Source organism: Serratia sp. BNK-4 (assembly GCF_048685115.1).
GTDB lineage: Bacteria > Pseudomonadota > Gammaproteobacteria > Enterobacterales > Enterobacteriaceae > Serratia > Serratia bockelmannii.
This window is the reverse complement of the sequence record NZ_JBLQTM010000001.1, coordinates 4,555,723-4,572,293: the sequence shown is the minus strand read 5'-3', so window position 1 is coordinate 4,572,293 and position 16,571 is coordinate 4,555,723. Positions and strand designations below refer to the sequence as shown.

At 63.0% G+C, this 16,571-nt stretch carries 14 protein-coding genes; 3 read left to right on the top strand and 11 right to left on the bottom strand.

The features are described 5' to 3' along the window. Positions 1–65: 65 nt before the first annotated feature. Positions 66–974: a LysR family transcriptional regulator gene (locus ACMGGW_RS21745; RefSeq protein WP_025304607.1), complete on the bottom strand. Its 909-nt coding sequence runs from the start codon at positions 972–974 to the stop codon at positions 66–68. 103 nt (positions 975–1,077) lie between these two features. Next, the gene (locus tag ACMGGW_RS21740) at positions 1,078–1,851 is read right to left on the bottom strand and encodes an SDR family oxidoreductase (protein ID WP_025304606.1); all 774 of its coding nucleotides are present in this window, start codon (positions 1,849–1,851) and stop codon (positions 1,078–1,080) included. A 432-nt stretch (positions 1,852–2,283) separates the two neighbouring features. Here ACMGGW_RS21740 and uspB point away from each other — a divergent pair, with 432 nt between their 5' ends. Continuing rightward, on the top strand, positions 2,284–2,619 hold the full coding sequence (gene uspB, locus ACMGGW_RS21735) for a universal stress protein UspB (protein ID WP_016930435.1): 336 nt from the start codon (positions 2,284–2,286) through the stop codon (positions 2,617–2,619). Positions 2,620–2,692: 73 nt separating this feature from the next. Here the strand turns inward: uspB and pitA are convergent, their stop codons facing one another. Continuing rightward, complete coding sequence (pitA, locus tag ACMGGW_RS21730; RefSeq protein ID WP_025304605.1) at positions 2,693–4,195, bottom strand: inorganic phosphate transporter PitA; 1,503 nt, start codon at positions 4,193–4,195, stop codon at positions 2,693–2,695. 300 nt (positions 4,196–4,495) lie between these two features. On the opposite strand from pitA, the gene ACMGGW_RS21725 reads away from it, so the two are divergent. Beyond that, positions 4,496–5,695 carry an NAD(P)/FAD-dependent oxidoreductase gene (locus ACMGGW_RS21725; RefSeq protein ID WP_043139059.1) on the top strand — a complete coding sequence of 400 codons (1,200 nt, stop codon included), beginning with the start codon at positions 4,496–4,498 and terminating at the stop codon, positions 5,693–5,695. A gap of 17 nt (positions 5,696–5,712) precedes the next feature. On the opposite strand, the gene ACMGGW_RS21720 is transcribed toward ACMGGW_RS21725, so the two are convergent. The 5 genes from ACMGGW_RS21720 to ACMGGW_RS21700 all read right to left on the bottom strand — a co-directional run bounded on the left by ACMGGW_RS21720 (position 5,713) and on the right by ACMGGW_RS21700 (position 8,954). Further along, positions 5,713–5,940 carry a hypothetical protein gene (locus ACMGGW_RS21720; RefSeq protein ID WP_025304603.1) on the bottom strand — a complete coding sequence of 76 codons (228 nt, stop codon included), beginning with the start codon at positions 5,938–5,940 and terminating at the stop codon, positions 5,713–5,715. Positions 5,941–6,077: 137 nt separating this feature from the next. Next, entirely contained in the window at positions 6,078–6,494 is a 417-nt protein-coding gene (locus ACMGGW_RS21715; RefSeq protein WP_049205612.1) for a VOC family protein, read from the bottom strand. Between the two features lie 145 nt (positions 6,495–6,639). Continuing rightward, on the bottom strand, positions 6,640–7,056 hold the full coding sequence (locus ACMGGW_RS21710) for an SRPBCC family protein (protein WP_197769831.1): 417 nt from the start codon (positions 7,054–7,056) through the stop codon (positions 6,640–6,642). 36 nt (positions 7,057–7,092) lie between these two features. Further along, positions 7,093–7,890: an SDR family oxidoreductase gene (locus tag ACMGGW_RS21705; protein ID WP_197832498.1), complete on the bottom strand. Its 798-nt coding sequence runs from the start codon at positions 7,888–7,890 to the stop codon at positions 7,093–7,095. 53 nt (positions 7,891–7,943) lie between these two features. Continuing rightward, on the bottom strand, positions 7,944–8,954 hold the full coding sequence (locus ACMGGW_RS21700) for an aldo/keto reductase (protein ID WP_025304599.1): 1,011 nt from the start codon (positions 8,952–8,954) through the stop codon (positions 7,944–7,946). 141 nt (positions 8,955–9,095) lie between these two features. Here ACMGGW_RS21700 and ACMGGW_RS21695 point away from each other — a divergent pair, with 141 nt between their 5' ends. Continuing rightward, positions 9,096–9,995 (top strand): LysR substrate-binding domain-containing protein, encoded by a 900-nt coding sequence (locus ACMGGW_RS21695; protein WP_025304598.1) that lies wholly within the window; start codon positions 9,096–9,098, stop codon positions 9,993–9,995. Between the two features lie 33 nt (positions 9,996–10,028). Here ACMGGW_RS21695 and ACMGGW_RS21690 read toward each other — a convergent pair whose 3' ends face one another. From ACMGGW_RS21690 to ACMGGW_RS21680, 3 genes are read right to left on the bottom strand one after another with little or no spacing between them, the layout of a single operon-like run. Further along, on the bottom strand, positions 10,029–12,221 hold the full coding sequence (locus ACMGGW_RS21690) for a virulence factor SrfC family protein (protein WP_197832489.1): 2,193 nt from the start codon (positions 12,219–12,221) through the stop codon (positions 10,029–10,031). Continuing rightward, positions 12,218–15,163, bottom strand: a complete 2,946-nt coding sequence (locus tag ACMGGW_RS21685) for a virulence factor SrfB (RefSeq protein ID WP_197832497.1) — start codon at positions 15,161–15,163, stop codon at positions 12,218–12,220. The genes ACMGGW_RS21690 and ACMGGW_RS21685 overlap by 4 nt, the downstream gene beginning before the upstream one ends. Further along, positions 15,163–16,401, bottom strand: a complete 1,239-nt coding sequence (locus ACMGGW_RS21680; RefSeq protein WP_151429179.1) for an SrfA family protein — start codon at positions 16,399–16,401, stop codon at positions 15,163–15,165. Before ACMGGW_RS21680 ends, ACMGGW_RS21685 begins: the two co-directional genes overlap by 1 nt. Between the last annotated feature and the right edge of the window lie 170 nt (positions 16,402–16,571).

Genomic DNA, 16,571 nt, shown 5'->3' with positions numbered 1-16,571 from the left:
GCTTTAACGGTCTGACCGCTTGAATTATAAGCGTTATTAAACAAAGTATAGCGCTAAATGTGCAATCAGCGCTCCAGATGCGGCTGCAGCAGGCTTTCAAACCACTCATGAAACACCGCCAGGCGGCGCGATCGCTGGCGGCGATGGGGATAGATCAGGGCGATCGGCATGGAGGCGGCGCGGTAACCGGGCAGGACTTCCACCAGTTCACCGGCGTCGAGCAGGTGTTGCACGTCGTAGCGCGGGATTTGCATCAGCCCCAGCCCGGCGCGGCAGCAGGCGATATAGCTTTCGGCGTTGTTGACCACCACCCGGCTGGGCAGTTCGAGGCGTTGCGTATGGCCGTCGTCGGTCAGGTATTCCCAGGGGGATTCGCGGCCGGTTTTGGGCGAGGCGTAACCGATGCTCCAGTGCCCCTCAGCGAGGTCGGCGGGCTGGCGCGGATGGCCGAATTCGCTCAGGTAGGCAGGGCTGGCGCAGTTGATCAGCGCGATATGGCCGAGTGGGCGCATCACCAGGCTGCTGTCGTGCAGATCGCCGACGCGCACCGCGCAGTCGACCCCTTCCTGCACCAGATCGATGGCGCGATCGGCGGAGCCGAGCACCAGTTGCAGATGAGGGTGGCGCCGCAACAGGCTAGGCAGCGCCGGGGCGATCAACCGGCGAGCGATGCGGCTCGGCACGTCGACGCTGAGCCGCCCGGAGGCCTGCCGCTGGCTGGCCTGAAACGACTGATCGATGTCTTCCACCTCGGCCAGCAGCGGGCGCAGCCGCTCGAGCAGCTGTTCGCCGTCGGCGGTCAGCCGCACTTGCCGCGTGGTGCGGTGCAGCAGGCGCACGCCCAGCTGCGTTTCCAGTTGTTGCACGGCGGCGGACACCGAGGCGCGCGGCACCTCCAGCGCGTGGGCCGCCCGGATAAAGCTGCCCATTTCCGCCACCTGCACGAATACGCGGTATTGATTGAATCTGTCCATCTCGTGACCTGCTGTTCCTTGGCGCCGTTTCTGACAGAGAGTGTAGCCGTATGACGGGGTTGCGCGCGAGCAGGTGCGGGGGCATCTCCGCCCCCCGTCGAACTTATTTGGTGGTGTAGCCGCCGTTGATCAGGATGGTTTGGCCGGTTACCCACCAGCCGTCGCTGACCAGATGGCGGATGAACGGCACCACGTCTTCGATATCGGTCAGGCCGGTTTTGCTGAACGGCGACAGCGCCGCCGCCGTCTTGTGGTAGGCCACGGCGTCCGCACCCTCAGCCGGGTAGAAGAACGGGGTGTCCATCGGGCCGGGGCCGACCGCCGTCACGGAGATGCCACGCTCGCCGAACTCCTTGGCGGCGGCGCGGGTGAAGTGCTCCACCGGCGCTTTGGTGCCGGCGTAAGCGGCGTAAAACGGCGTGAAGGCGCCGAGCAGCGAGGTGACCAGCGTGCAGATTTTACCGTTGTCGTTAAGGTGCTTGCCCGCCTCTTTCAGGAAGAAGAACGCGGTTTTGGCGTTGACCGCGGTCATCTCGTCGTACTCGGCTTCGCTGATGTCGACCATCGGCTTTTTCAGCACCTTGCCGACGGTATTGATGGCGATATCCGGCTTGCCGACGGCGGCGACCGCATCGGCGAACAGCTTCTCGACCGCGCCCGCGGTGGTCAGATCGGCCTGCAGCGCGACGCCTTGCGCACCGGCGGCCTGAATGGCGGCGACGGTTTTCTCCGCTTCGGCTTTGGAGGCGGCGCTGTTGTAGTGGATCACCACCGCTTTGGCGCCTTGCTCAGCCAAATCGCGCGCGATCAGCCCGCCGAGGTTCTTGGCGCCGCCGGCGATGAGGACGGTTTTTCCCTTGATTGAATGGTTTGCCATAACAGTTTCCTTGGATGAACGTAACGGAAACCTGAGTCTAGCCAGCGTGGGGGAAAGATCAGCGGCGTGGCGCGGGATAGACTATCCATAAAAACCGCCTAATCGAAAACGGGCGGTTATCGCTTATAACGTCCCGGCAGGTGACTTTTCGGCACAGGGCGGTAAATTTTATCCACTGCTCAGGCCAGTTTGCGTTTCATTAACCTACAATGATGGATATGGGCCTCATCATTTCCCCTCTGAGTGGAACCACGCCGTGCAAATCTCTCTGTGCGGTGCGGTAACGTCTCCGGAGGCGGTGGGTTATGGGCATGGCCCGTGCAGGCAAAAAAGGGGATGAGAGCGGTAAGCTCCAGCAGAGTATCGGGTAATGAGGTAGGGCGGTTGGACCCGGCGGAAGGCCGCGGATAACAACGCCTTGAGGGGGTAATCATGATCAGTACCGTCGCGCTGTTTTGGGCCTTATGTGTGGTGTGTGTGGTAAACATGGTGCGGTATTACTCTTCTCTGCGCGCGCTGCTGGTGGTATTGCGCGGCTGTGACCCGTTGCTGTACCAGTACGTCGACGGCGGCGGTTTTTTCACCGCCCACGGGCAACCCAGCAAGCAGCTGAGGCTGGTGCGCTATATCTTCGCGCAGCGCTATGTCGAGCATCACGATCCGGAGTTTATCCGCCGCTGCGAGCGGGTGCGCGGGCAGTTTATGCTGACCTCGGCCCTGTGCGGCCTGGTGGTCATCAGCCTGATAGCGCTGATGATCTGGTATTAATGCCTTCCTGTTTCCCTTGATGCAGGCAAAAAAAAGGCGGCCCTGGGGCCGCCTTCCTCATGATGCTTATCGCTTAGATCAGCTTCAACGCAACCCAATACAGCGCACCGGAAAGCAGAATCGAGATTGGCAGGGTCAGTACCCAGGCCAACAGGATGTTCTTCACGGTTTTGCTCTGCACGCCGCCGCCGTCCACGATCATCGTCCCGGCAACCGCCGAAGAGAGGACGTGGGTGGTGGAGACCGGCATGCCGGTATAACTCGCCACGCCGATAGACAGCGCCGCGGTCATCTGGGCCGATACGCCCTGGGCGTAGGTCATGCCTTTCTTGCCGATCTTCTCGCCGATGGTGGTGGCCACGCGTTTCCAACCCACCATGGTACCGAGCGACAGCGCCAGCGCGACGGCGACGATGATCCACATCGGCGCGTACTCGACGGTCTGCAGCAGATCCTGACGCAGGTTCTTCAGGAAACGCTGGTCGGCGGATGAGGTTTCCGGCAGCTTGGCGACTTTATCCGCCGTGTCGGTCACGCACATCAGCAGGCGGCGCAGGTGGCTGCGCTGGTCAACCGTCAGCTGATCGTAGCTTTGCAGGTTGGTCAGCATGCCCTGAGCCAGCTCGATCGCCGGCATGGCGCGCGAACTGTCGCAGTGGAACTCGGCAGGCTTGCCAGGCGCGGCTTCGTCATCCGGGCTTGGCACCAGCGGCGTCAGCGACACCGCATGCGACAGCGCGTCGCCGTGCTGCTGGTAATATTGCTGCAGGTGGGTCACGGCATCACGCGTACGGGTGATGTCATAACCGGTTGCATTCATATTGACCACGAAGCCAGCCGGCGCAACGCCGATCAGCACCAGCATGATAAGGCCGATACCTTTCTGGCCGTCGTTGGCGCCGTGCGAGAAGCTGACGCCAATCGCCGACAGGATCAGCGCGATACGGGTCCAGAACGGCGGCTTGCGTTTGCCGTCGACCTTTTCACGTTCCGCAGGGGTCATGTGGATACGCTGGCGTTTCTTGGTGCCACTCCAATAGCGGCGCAAGGCGAACACCATCACTCCCGCTACCATCATGCCGACCAGCGGCGAGAACAGCAGAGAAAGGAAAATGCCAATCATTTTCGGGACGTTAAGCGCATCCACGACCGAGGTGTGGGTCATCAGGGCGTTGGTTAAACCGACACCGATGATTGCGCCTATCAGCGTATGGGAACTGGAGGCCGGCAAACCGAAATACCAGGTGCCGAGGTTCCAGATGATTGCCGCCAGCAGCATGGAGAAGACCATGGCTAATCCGTGTGCTGAACTGACGTTCAACAACAGATCGGTAGGCAGCAAGTGGACGATGGCGTAAGCAACACTCAAACCGCCGAGCATTACGCCAAGAAAGTTGAACAAACCTGCCATCACGACCGCAAGTTGCGAGCGCATGGCGCGGGTATAAATAACTGTAGCGACCGCATTGGCCGTATCATGAAAACCGTTGATGGCTTCATAAAACAACACGAACAACAATGCGAGAATTAACATCAGGCCGGTATGGAAATCCAGGCCAGCGAACAAATGCAGCATAAGCGTTACGCCAGTTTGTGGACATGAACGCCGCGCATTATCAGTGACAACCGGGGCCGGGGAAAAGGAAAATATGACGTTTTTTTGATTTGGACATGACGAAACGATGACGCGCCTATAACAAAAATATGGAATATCAACGCGTTAATCTGCTCTGACCTCTGTAATATTTTCTTACTATGGCGTTGGCGCCGCCGGGGCTTTACAATCTGCCGCCGTGAATTTGGCGGTGACCGGCGGCGAAACGGCGTAATATGGCGCTCTTTTGTCGCGATTGTGGTTTTGATAAGTGAGGCTCAGGTGGAACAGTTTGATGTCGTAGTGATTGGGGCGGGCGCCGCCGGCATGTTTTGCGCCGCGCAGGCGGGGCAACTCGGTTGCCGCGTATTGCTGCTCGACAACGGCAAAAAACCGGGCCGCAAGATCCTGATGTCCGGCGGTGGGCGCTGCAACTTCACCAACATGTACGCCGAACCGGCGGCCTATCTGTCGAACAACCCGCACTTCTGCAAGTCGGCGCTGGCGCGCTACACCCAGTGGGACTTCATCGATCTGATCAACCGTTACGGCATCGCCTACCATGAAAAAACGCTGGGGCAGCTGTTCTGCGACGATTCGGCGCAGCAGGTGGTGGATCTGCTGGTCAAAGAGTGCGAGCTGGGCCAGGTGACGATGCGCCTGCGCAGCGAAGTGCTGGACGTAGAGAAAACCGAGAATGGCTACGCGCTGGCGCTGAATGGTGAAAAAGTGAGCGCTCGCTCACTTGTGGTGGCCAGCGGCGGATTATCCATGCCGGGGTTGGGCGCGTCGCCGTTCGGTTACAAACTGGCTGAGCAGTTCGGCCTTAAGGTGCTGCCGACGCGCGCCGGGCTGGTGCCGTTTACCCTGCATAAACCGCTGTTGGAGCATGTACAGACGCTGTCCGGCGTCTCGGTGCCGGCGGTGATCACCGCCGAGAACGGCGTCAGCTTCCGTGAAAGCATTCTGTTTACCCATCGCGGCCTGTCCGGCCCGGCGGTGCTGCAGCTGTCCAGCTACTGGCAACCGGGTGAGTATGTGAGCGTTAACTTACTTCCCGAGCTGGATCTGGCGGGCTTCCTGGATGAACAACGCTTGCAGCACCCGAACCAAAGCCTGAAAAATACCCTGGCGCTGCACTTGCCGAAGCGGCTGGTGGAGTGCTTGCAGACCCTGGGACAATTGCCGGAGGCGACGCTGAAGCAGCTGAATGCGCCGCAGCAGGCGGCGCTGGTGGATCTGTTGCAGAACTGGCGCGTGCAGCCGAACGGCACCGAAGGCTACCGCACGGCGGAAGTGACGCTCGGCGGCGTCGACACCAACGAACTTTCTTCCAAGACGATGGAAGCCCACAAGGCGCCGGGGCTCTACTTTATCGGCGAAGTGGTGGACGTGACCGGGTGGTTGGGCGGTTACAACTTCCAGTGGGCCTGGAGCTCGGCCTGGGCCTGCGCCCAGGCGCTGGCAGCGCAGGGGCGTTAACGTTCAGCAGTGACGGGTTAGGCCGATTTTTTTGGCATAAAACGCAGACACAACCCCGCGACAGCTGCATAAAGCATTAGCAGGCAGGTTGTCGAAAGCGCTTGCGGATCGCCGAGACCCCATTCATTAGACTTGTGAACCATTTCCAACGCCATGTCCGGTGTCAGCAGCAGCCGAGAGGGAATGATGTTCGGCAAGACAGCGAATACCAGGACAAAAATCACCGAGGCGATCGGTTTTCTCATATGGGGCAGCGCCTCTCATAGCCAATGACATTGATAGAACCATAAGCTAGCAGCTTATTGTTGGTGCGTGGAACACCTACCCGTGGCGTTCAAACAGATGGGGCCGATAAGGCTCCATTATCTATGGCCCGTTAATCTCATCCCGCCGGCCCTTTCAATTCCACGCGATTACCGTCCGGATCGCTGAAATAAATGGACGGCCCGTCGCCTTCCGCCCCATAGCGCGATTCGGCGGGATCAACGCCGATCCCCTGCGATCGCAGATAGGTCAACAACGCCTCTTCGTTGAACGGATCGATGCGCAGGCAGACGTGATCGACATTTTGCCTATGAGGATCGGGCGCTTCGCCGCCTTTTTTCCCCAGCACGCCATTGATGTCCACCAGGTCGATCATGGAGGCACCGGCGCGCAGGTGCACCAGCCCCAAATCCGGTCGCTGTTTGGCGATATCACAGCCGACGATCTGGGTATAAAAACGCAGGCTGTTCTGCATATCGCGCACGCGCAGAACCACATGATCCAGCCGTTGCAAGTTGAAGGGGCGCACGGTCATCTCCTCAAATGAACATCTCCTTTACAGCATAAGCGGCGATGACGGATTTATCCTGCTGCGCGGCGTGCCCGCTCGTGCACCCAAACCCCAAAAAAAAACGGCCGATGGGTGCAGCCATCGACCGTGGGGCTTAAGTGTTTAAGCGTTAACGAGGGAAGTTGCCGCTCAGCGCATCCAGGCCGCCCTGGTAGATGCCGCTGAACAGGGCGATGGCCTCGTCGTCGCTGATGTTGACCGGCGTGAAGCTGCCCGACCATTCCACGCGCGCCACGTTGGCGTCGTCGGTGGCGTGCACTGACAGGGTGGACAGGTAATTCACCACCGGGAACGGCGCTTGCATGATGGAGTAGCTGTAGCTGCGTTGACGGTTGTCGAACGCTTCCAGCCGCTCGATGACGATACCGCCGTCGGCGGTGGTTAAGGTACGCACGCGGCCGCCTTCAGAAACGACGCTTTTTGGGATGAACGGCAGCCAGTCAGGCAAGGCGTCGAAGCCGCCGATCAGTTGCCATACGGTGTCGGCAGATGCCGGGATGTCCATAGAGACGGATGTAGTAGCCATTTTCTTTCTCTCTTAATATCGGTTTCGGATACAGGGTTACATTGCCAGCGTATCTACGACGCCGCCGTCAACGCGCAGCGCCGCGCCGGTGGTGGCCGAAGACAGCGGAGACGCGAGGTAAACGGCCAGGTTGGCCACTTCATCGACGTCCGCCGCGCGCTGAATGATGGAGCTTGGGCGTTCGGTTTTAACGAACTCGTCGGCCTGATCGCGTGCGCTGCGCCCGGATTTGGCCGCCGCATCCGCCAGCATTTCTTGCAGGCCTTCGGTAAAGGTTGGCCCCGGCAGGATGGCGTTGACCGTCACACCGGTGCCGGCGAGGCGTTTCGCCAGGCCGTGAGACACCGCCAGGTTGGCGCTTTTGGTGACGCCGTAGTTGATCATGTCCGCCGGGATGGCGACGCCGGATTCGGACGACACGAAAATAATGCGTCCCCAACCCTGCTCGGTCATGCTCCGCGCATAGTGGCGCGCAAGACGCACGCCCGAGAGGACGTTGACGTTATAGAAGTGCATCCACTCGCTGTCGGGCACGGTAAAGAAGTCTTTATCGTTGAAAATGCCCAGGTTGTTGATCAGCACGTCGGCTTTCGGTTCCGCGGCGAACAGGGTGGCAGCCCCTTGTTCCGTCCCGAGATCTGCGACCACGCCGCGCACCTGCGCGCCGGGCACGTTGGCGCTGATGTCGGCGATAGCGTTATCGACCCCGGTTTTCTGACGGCCGATGATCACGACGGTGGCGCCCGTTTTGGCGAGCCCGCGCGCGATGCCGAGGCCGATGCCGGAGGTGGAGCCGCTGACGACGGCGACTTTGCCTGATAGATCCAGTTTCATCATGTATCTCATCGAGTTAATGGGGGTAATGGGGCGATGCGGCCCCATAAAACTTAACGAATCGGCAGCGGCGCGTTGTCGGCCACCAGTTTCTGACGGCGCATTTCGGCCCAGAATTCAGCCGGGATAACGGCGTCCAGCGCAGCCAGATCTTCGGCCATGCGGCCAGGGCGGCTCGAACCGGGGATCACGGCGGCGACCGCCGGGTTAGCCAGCGAGAACTGCAGCGCGGCGGCTTTGACGTCGACCTGGAAGCGAGCGGCGATCGCTTTGATTTGCGCCACTTTCGCCAACACCGCCGGGGATGCTTTCTGGTATTCGTAGTGCTCGCCACCGGCCAGCACGCCAGAGTTGTAAGGGCCGCCGACGACAATGTCGACGTTGCTCGCCAGGGCTTCCGGCATCAAACGCTGCAGGGCGCGTTCATGATCCAGCAGGCTGTAACGGCCGGCCAGCAGGAAGGCATCCGGCTGCGTTTCGCTCAGACCCAGCGCCAGTTCACAAGGCTCGACGCGGTTGACGCCGAGGCCCCAGGCCTTGATCACCCCTTCTTCACGCAGACGGGTCAGCGCGCGGAAAGCGCCGGTGCGAGCGATGTTGAACTGCTCAATCCAGTTGTCGCCGTAAAAGTCCTGGGCCGGATCGTGGATCCAGACGATGTCCAGACGGTCGGTTTTCAGGCGCTTCAGGCTGTCTTCAATGGAACGCAGCGTGGCGTCGGCGGAGTAGTCGTTGACGATCTTGTTCTTCAAACCGTGTTCGAACAAACCGCCTTTCTCACCCAGATCGCGGGCGGAGGTGTCTTCTTCTTCGTCCAGCATGATGCGGCCCACTTTGGTGCTCAGCACATACTCGTCGCGTGGGTATTGCGACAGCACTTCACCCATGCGGATTTCCGACAGGCCGGAACCGTAGAGCGGCGCGGTGTCGAAGTAGCGGATGCCCAGATCCCAGGCGCCGCTGACGGTGGCTTGCACGTCCTCTTGCGGGATGTTGCGGAACATATTGCCGAGCGGCGCGCCGCCCAAACCGATCTTGCCGGGTAAAATATTTTTGATGCTCATAGTCGATCCTCAATACGTTATCTTTTCAGGGAAACTTATGGGGCTCATACCTGTCTGCCCCGTCACGAGGCTAAAGATAACGTGGCAAGTTGTGACTTGATAGGACATAATTCGTCTAAGTTAAGTCCTTTGAGGTCTCACATGATCGATTTACGTCAGTTGAAATACTTTGTCGCGGTGGCGGAAGAGGAGCACGTCGGCCGCGCCGCCGAACGGCTGCACATTTCCCAGTCGCCGCTGAGCAGGCAGATTTCCCAGCTTGAGGAGCGCCTCGGGTTGATGCTGTTTGAGCGCAATCAGCAGCGCATCCGCCTGACGGCCGACGGCCAGACGTTTCTGGCCGAAACCCGCGCGCTATTGACGCACGCCAACCGGCTTGAGTCGCTCGGGCGCCGCCTGGGACGGGGGGAAGACGGCGGGCTGTGCATCGGCTATATCGAAAATGCGATGCACTCCGGCGTTTTGTCGAACGCATTGCGGGCGCTGCGGGTGTCCCGGCCGGATGTGCACATCGTGCTTTACAGCCAGCCTTCTTCCATGCAGCTCGAAGGGCTGCGGCAGCGTAGCCTGGACGTGGCGCTGGTCAATACGGCGCCGGATCGCGACGATCAGGATTTGGACTATACGCAGGTGTTGGACGATCGCATGCTGCTGGCCCTGCCGCAGACGCATCCGCTGGCTGAAAGGGAGACGCTGCAGCCGGCGGATCTCACCGATCAGGCCTGGATCTCGGTGATCCACAAAGAGGATGCCCATTCGCGCGACGACTTCGTGGCGGCCTGCGTGAAGGCCGGGTTTGATCCGGATATTCGGCTGGAAGCGGGCGAGCCGCTGACCGCGCTGGGGCTGGTCGCCGCCGGGTTGGGGATGACGCTGATCCAGCACAGCCTGCGGCATAACGCGCCGCAGGGCGTGGTGCTGCGCGAGCTGCCCTGGATGCAATACACCACGCAGCTGTGGGCAGTGTGGCACAAGGCCAACCTGCGCCCGCTGGTCACCCATTTTCGCGAAGTGATGTCGGCAGGGCCGGCCTGCCACTGATTACGCGGCGGCGCCCGGCCCGGATTGCGCCCGCTACGGCACAGCGCGCAGGGTGGCGACGATCGCCGCCAGGTCGGCGCGCTGCTCGTCTGCCAGCGCGGGCTGCGCCTGCGCGGCATTCTCCGCCAGCAGGGTTTGCAGGCCGATCAGCCAGTCATAGATATAAAACGCGGTATTCTTGGTCGGCGTCGGCGCCAGCCGGGTTAGCCGCTGCTGGCCGCTCCAATCCACCGCCGGCTGCGGCGGCGGGGTAAAGATCGGCTGGCCGGGATTGACGCGGCTTTCGGGGCGCGTTGCCACATCGCGCCGCGGGAAGCCGAGCCAGGCGACGAAGTCGCCCAGTAGCGCCAGCGCCTGGCTGATCTGCCGATCTTCACCCTGTTCCGGCAGGCCCCCGGCGTACAGCGCACGCTCCAGTTCGTTGTCGAGCCGCAGGCGGCAGGCGGCGCCGATCAGCGCATCGACCAGCAATTCCAGGTGTGGTTTCTCGACGCCGAGCAGATCCAGCAACCGGCGGCTGTCCGGCAGCGCACGCAGATGATTGACCCAGTCTGCGAAGATCCGTGCGGCAAAAGGCGATGCGGGCTGCTCGCCGGGCGCCGCAGGGTCTTGCTCGCCGAACAGATCGATATCCAGCCCGAACGGTGAAGGCGCCATCGTCGGAGCCGGTGCGGTGTGCTGCTGTTGCTGATAAAGCTGGCGCAGCGTATCGCGCTGGGGTAGCAACCGCTCCAGCAGTTCGCCGTGGCGGCCGGCCTGTGCCTGCAGTGCGCGCAGCAGCTGTTGCGCGCGTTGCTGCGTCGCGTGCGGATCGGCGGCGGTGAGCCAGTTGCCGAGCAGGCTTTCCGTCAGCTCGCGCTGCAATTCCTCACGCTGTTCGAGCAGGCGCGCTTGCTTGTGGGCCGGACGCGCCTGAGCGGCCAGGTAGTTCACCATGCGGCGACAGTCCTGTTCATCCAGCGCCAGCAGCGTGGCCCAGCTGTCGCCGGGCTCGCCGACCTGACGCTGGACGGCGTCGTCGGGCCGCGCTTTGCCTTCCTGACGCGAGTCGAACGGCGTGATTGCCCAGATTAAACCGGGCTTGCGGCGTTGGCGCAGCGCCGGGGTTTCCCCCTGGGTGTGGTTGACCCAATCGCCGAGCGCCTGGCCGACGCGCGCAGCGTCCTGCGGCGTGGCGGCGGCATCGGTTACCAGCAACAGATTGGCGTGCAGGCCGTCCGAGCAGCGGGTCAATAAATGGGCGCGCTTTGCCTGTTGCAGACGCTGCGCCGGCTCCGCCTGCGGACAGCTGCGGCTGCCGGGCAGGTCGATCAGCGCCACCTCGGCGGGCAGGCCCGCCTGCGCCGTCTGCGGCAGAACGGTGGTCACTTCGGCGGTCAGCCAGGCCAGATCGCTCAGTGCGATCTCCCGTTCATCGCCGTTTTCGGTCATGACGGCGATCGTGGCGTTTTCCGGTACGGCGTTTGCGGTCAGCAGCGCCAACGCGCGGCGCGGGGCATGAACCTGTCGGCTGCCGCCGAGGGTATGCAGCGCGTGCGCCAGCTGGCGATAACGCGCCGTCAACGTCGCCTCCTCTCCCCACAGCGGTGCAAACAGGCGCGCGCGATCGTCGATGCTCAGCTGCGGCGCCAGCGTCACGGCCTGCGGCCAGAAGTGCCTGTCGAGCGTGGGTTGCTCTTTGCCGCCGTGGCGGCGTTGGTTGTCCCACAGCGCCAGCACGGCGTTGCCATCGAGGCCATCGAGGGCGACGGCTTGGCGGTGGCGCGCCAACGCTTGCAAATGGCTGGCGATGGCGCGGGCGTCCCAGTCCGGGCGAAAGCCGCGCATCGCGGCGGCGTCGATCGTAATGGCCAACCACTGCGCTTCGTTGAGCAGCGCGAGGGCGATCGGATAATCGGCGGGCCCCGTTTCGGCCGCCGTGCAGTAGCGCACCGCGAGCGACAGGTCCGCGTTGAAGCGTTTGGCGCCAGGCGCCAGCGCCGCCAGCAGATGGGCCTTGGCGGCGGCGTTGTGGCCATACAAACCGATGGCGACCTGCGCAGGCCGGGTGTTTTCCAACTGGACGGCGCGGTTATGGCAACCGCGCAGACGCAGCGTCAGGCGATCGGCTTCCCGCTCCAGGCGGGCGGATTGTCGGCGTGTGGCGTCCACCCAGTCGATCGCCTGCACAATGCCGGCGCTGAGCGCGTTATTCGGAGCCGCTGGGGCAAAGGTGTGCGTTTTCATCGTGGGTAAATGCTCCCGCTGTCTATCCAGTAGTGGGTCGCACCGGAGGCGCTGGCAGCCAGGGTATTGAGTTTCAGTTGCAGGTGGTGAGCCGGGACGGGGCTGCCGTCGGCCAGCACCGCCTGCGCGATCTTGACGCTTTCGGCGCCCTGTTCGGCGCTGGCGGTGATGGCCAGACGCAGGCCGATCACCGCGTCGCCGGCCAGCTTGCGCGCCAGCTGGGCGTCATTGATGGTCAGCGTATAGAGCGGGGAGGCCGGCCAACGTTCGTTGTCCAACTGGCGGAAGCCCAGACGCAGTGGGCCGCGCAGCTGGAAGCTGACGGCGGGATCGAGCGCGAAATCGGCGCGATCCAGATCGATGTCGCGGTAATAGACGTTATCGTCCGCCAGCATATTGTTGCCGTCCAGCATGCCCAGATAGCGAATGGTGGAGTAGGGCTGGAAATCGCCGACGTTGAAGTAAAAGCTCTCCAGCCGCAGATCGATCGCCAGCAGGCACAGCATGGCGCCCACGGCAGCGGTGGATTTCGGGTTGTCGATGCGGCCGCGTTTGTTGAACGGGTACCAACTGCGGGTGTGGTAGCCCTCGAGCGGCAGAATGCGGCTGGCGGGCAGCGGCTGCAGGTGGCGCAGCAGCGCCTGCACGCCGGGGAAACGCGCCGGGCGGCCGGTCAGCAGCAGCACGTCGCAGGTATACAGCGCCACCACTTCGGCCAGCAGGCGCAGGCAGCGGCCGATGCCGATGCGATCGGACAAGAAGGCGGCGTGCAGATCGGCCAGGCGGGTCACCAGCGGGGTGTGCAGAATATCGAAGGCGTCGCTGTCGGCTTCGCGCTGCACTTCGCCGTTGATAAACGCCAGCACCTGCGGCGTCGGCGGCTGCGGCAGCAGATCGCCGAGGTTGGCGGCGATTTCCGCCCGGCTGTCCAGCGGATCGTACTGCTCATAGGCGGCGAGCAGCGCGCGTCCGGCGGGCATGAAGATCTGCAGCGCGGCCTGCTGACGCAGGGTGGAAAGCCCGTCCATGCGCCCTTCGTTGCCGAACAGTTTGTCCATCAGTGCCGCGGCGGCGCTCACGCCGGCGGCCTCGAACGCCTGTTGCACGGCGGGCAGGACAAACTGCTGGATGATGTCCAGCAAGATATCGTCGCCGGCGACCTTAAAGCCCTCGCGGAACAGCAGGCGCGGGTTGATTTTGATGTTGTTGCCTACGCCGTCATCGAGCGAGTAGTGCGTGATCGCCAGATCGGTGGTGCCGCCGCCGATGTCGATGGAGGCGATGCGCAACGTCTTGCCGGGCTGTTCACCCGGCGCCAGCGGCCGATCGGGCCGCGCCATGGCGGCGAAGAAGGCGTCGGTGCGGCCGGCGAAGTTCACCTGGGTTTCGTTGTACAGATAGACCATCTGGCCGCAGGTGGCTTCGTCCCACTCGATCTGCACTTGCGGCGCCGGGAAGCGGGTGTGCTCGCCGTTGAACGGCGCATCCTGCGGGTGCCAGCCGAGGGCTTTCCATACCAGCCCAATCGCTTCCTGCATGCGGCGGCGGAAGATCTCGCGCTCCGGCTTCGGCATCGCCGAAGGCAGCGTCAGGATGATGGCGCGTAAACGGCGCGGCGCGGTGGCGTTCGGCATGCGGCTGCGTTGGGCGATGCTGTTGATCTGCATCAGCGCCTGCGCCAACAGCTCGCTCAACATCAGGCTCATCACCGCACTGCGGCTGTAATGGGCGGCGAACACCGGCAGCCGTTCGGCCGTCGGCAGGGCGGACAGCGGCACGCCCTCATCGTTGATCAGGGTGGTCAACGGCGCGGCGGCGGCCATCGGCTCGTGCCGCTCGTTGAAGCGCCAGCCGGGCGCATAGCGCTCCTCGTCCCACAGATAACGCCGTGGGCTGGAGATGCCGGTGGTGCCTTCATGCCCTTCGCGTCGCTGCGCCAATTGCGCGGCTTCATGGCCGACGCGGGTGATGGACGGCCATTGGAAGGCATCGTCGCGTCCGCTCTGGAAGGACAGATGCGGCTTGCCGAACGCGGCCCGAGAAAACTCCACCCGGCTCTCGAACAGTTCGTTGTAGACCTGATGCGGTTCGGACAGCGAGCGCAGCTGCAGCTCATAGGTTTGCTTCAGGCCGTTGCTCTCTTCCGGATGGTCCTCGACCAGCACGCCGCAGGTGTGAGAATTGCCGACGTCCAGCACCAGATCGACGTCGATCGCCGGTTGTTGCAGCGTCGCCGCCACCATTTTTATCTGCGGCACCGTCAGCTGATGGCCGAGCATGTGCAACAGGTTGAGGTAGTGCGCCTGATACTCGAAGGTTTTCAGCCCGGCGTTGATCTCCGCCTCGGCGCGCTGTTCCCGCTCGGCGGCGCGCTGGCTGAACGCCTCGCGCAGCCAGCCGTCCACCCAGGTCAGATCGAGGAACTCGCCCAGCTCGTGGTTGCGGTGCGCCAGCGTGAAGTTCAGCCCGGTGCCGAGATCGCTTTCGCCCGGCGCCAATGCTTCCTGACCGGGCGCGGCGGCGCGGGTGTCGAAGGCCAGCACCACGCGCAGCAGGTTACCGTCCTGATCCGGCTCATCCAACTGCACCACCTGCAGACGTGCCCAGTTATCCGGGCCTGATAAAAACATTCCCGAGGTGGTGTAGCGCAGGAACGGCAACGGCAGCCAGAGCTTATCCAGCAGGCGCAGCGACTGCTGCAGCGGGTAGCTGAACTCCGGCCGTACCACTTCGGCGGCCTGGTCGCCCACGGCCGGCAACTGGTATTTGCCGCTCTCGGCTTCCCATTGCAGGCGCAGCAGCGGGCCGCTGGCGGTCTTGCGCACGAATTTGCCGGGAAACTCGGCGTCCAGCCGCGGCGTCAGGGCAAAGTCCAGAAACTGAATGCCGCTGTCCTGAATCAGCGTAATGCCGTGTTTGTAGTCAGTAAGGGGGGCCAGCATCATTTACTCTCGCGCTTGAACGTCATGGGATAGGTGGTGTCCGCATCGTAGCGGCCGGTGCACTCCGCCGCGCCGGTCTCGCCTTGGCGGCAGACGATTTCCGGGATCTGATAGCGGCTGCCGTCGCTGCAGCGCGCCTTGGTGCGGCTGTTGATCACCAGATTGCCGGACTGCATCAGGCCGGCTTCGACCGCGACCCGACAGGTGACGCCGTCGCCGTAGGCGATGATGGCGTTGCCTTTGCCCGCGTTCAGGCGGTATTGCAGGCTGGGGCGTTTGCCGGTGATCGGATCTTTCAGCGCCACCGTGGCGCGCCATTTGCCGTTAAGGAAACGGGTGGAGCCAGCCTTCACCGCCTCGGGTGGCAGCACCAGCGCATTTTTGTCCAGCGGTTGCGGGATGGTCGGCGCCGGGGGCGGCGGCATCAGCGTGGCGTGCGCCAGCGGCAAGCGCAGCTTAGGCAATGGCGCGGCGGTTTTTTCCGGTGGTGCCGGAGGGTGCACCTCAGCCGGCATCGCCGGTTGCGGCGGCGGTGAGCGGTGCAGCCAGGCGGCCAGCGCCGCACTGCCTAACAGCAGTACCGGTAACAGCCACAGCGCGTGGCGCCGACGCGGGCGCACGACGGCAGGGGATTTGACGGGGGCCGCCGGAGCGAGCACCGGTTCAGGCTCGGTGGCCGGTGTTGGTTTTGCCGGTTCAACAACGGCCGGCTTGCGTGGTGCGGCGGCGATCGGCGCCGGTTTTTCCACTTCCGATTCGAGCGGGCGCAGGCAGGCTAACGGATCGTCCGGGCTCTGCGCCTGCGGTTTGATAAAGCCCCAAAAGGTCAGCACCGGTCGGTCGTCTACCAGGTAGACGTGGTTGGGATCGGGAATATGCATCGCTTTGGCCAGCAGCGCGCCGAACAGGCGGTGGCTGGGATGATCGGTCGCCCGGGTCTGTTCCGTCAGGCTGCGGAAGGTCGCCAGACAGTGTTCCAGGTGGCGCACTGCCTGCGCGCGCTGGGCGTCGCTTGCCGCCAGCCAGGAGGTCACCTTTCCCGGGAAGGGCGCATACCAGTCGATGCGGGTGCCGCTTTCGTTCGGCTGGGGGATCGCCAGACAGTCGGCGGCCTGCGGCTGCCGGCGAAGACGCAGGGTTTCCCGCAGCTGCTGCGCGCAGGCGTAGATCGGTTGCCCGTTCTCGCCTAAAGCGAGCACATCATCCAAACTGCCACTGCGTAAGAAGGGTTTCACCACGGCACCGCACCTTGTCCTGTTCTGCAAAAACGCATAAAAGTCCATGATACCCCGCAGGCGGCGGCGCCAAACGGCCAAGGACAGCCCGAAAAACGCCCTTCTTCGGCGTTAGCGATGCGCTTTGGCAACCGGCACAGTGAAAATCTCGCTATCTGGACCTGTCCGTGAGC

What these genes read in the sequence shown, in the direction of transcription:
- ACMGGW_RS21745 (WP_025304607.1), bottom strand. Translation starts at nt 974, where the DNA reads ATGGACAGATTCAATCAATACCGCGTATTCGTGCAGGTGGCGGAAATG.
- ACMGGW_RS21740 (WP_025304606.1), bottom strand. Translation starts at nt 1,851, where the DNA reads ATGGCAAACCATTCAATCAAGGGAAAAACCGTCCTCATCGCCGGCGGC.
- uspB (WP_016930435.1), top strand. Translation starts at nt 2,284, where the DNA reads ATGATCAGTACCGTCGCGCTGTTTTGGGCCTTATGTGTGGTGTGTGTG.
- pitA (WP_025304605.1), bottom strand. Translation starts at nt 4,195, where the DNA reads ATGCTGCATTTGTTCGCTGGCCTGGATTTCCATACCGGCCTGATGTTA.
- ACMGGW_RS21720 (WP_025304603.1), bottom strand. Translation starts at nt 5,940, where the DNA reads ATGAGAAAACCGATCGCCTCGGTGATTTTTGTCCTGGTATTCGCTGTC.
- ACMGGW_RS21715 (WP_049205612.1), bottom strand. Translation starts at nt 6,494, where the DNA reads ATGACCGTGCGCCCCTTCAACTTGCAACGGCTGGATCATGTGGTTCTG.
- ACMGGW_RS21710 (WP_197769831.1), bottom strand. Translation starts at nt 7,056, where the DNA reads ATGGCTACTACATCCGTCTCTATGGACATCCCGGCATCTGCCGACACC.
- ACMGGW_RS21705 (WP_197832498.1), bottom strand. Translation starts at nt 7,890, where the DNA reads ATGAAACTGGATCTATCAGGCAAAGTCGCCGTCGTCAGCGGCTCCACC.
- ACMGGW_RS21700 (WP_025304599.1), bottom strand. Translation starts at nt 8,954, where the DNA reads ATGAGCATCAAAAATATTTTACCCGGCAAGATCGGTTTGGGCGGCGCG.
- ACMGGW_RS21695 (WP_025304598.1), top strand. Translation starts at nt 9,096, where the DNA reads ATGATCGATTTACGTCAGTTGAAATACTTTGTCGCGGTGGCGGAAGAG.
- ACMGGW_RS21690 (WP_197832489.1), bottom strand. Translation starts at nt 12,221, where the DNA reads ATGAAAACGCACACCTTTGCCCCAGCGGCTCCGAATAACGCGCTCAGC.
- ACMGGW_RS21685 (WP_197832497.1), bottom strand. Translation starts at nt 15,163, where the DNA reads ATGCTGGCCCCCCTTACTGACTACAAACACGGCATTACGCTGATTCAG.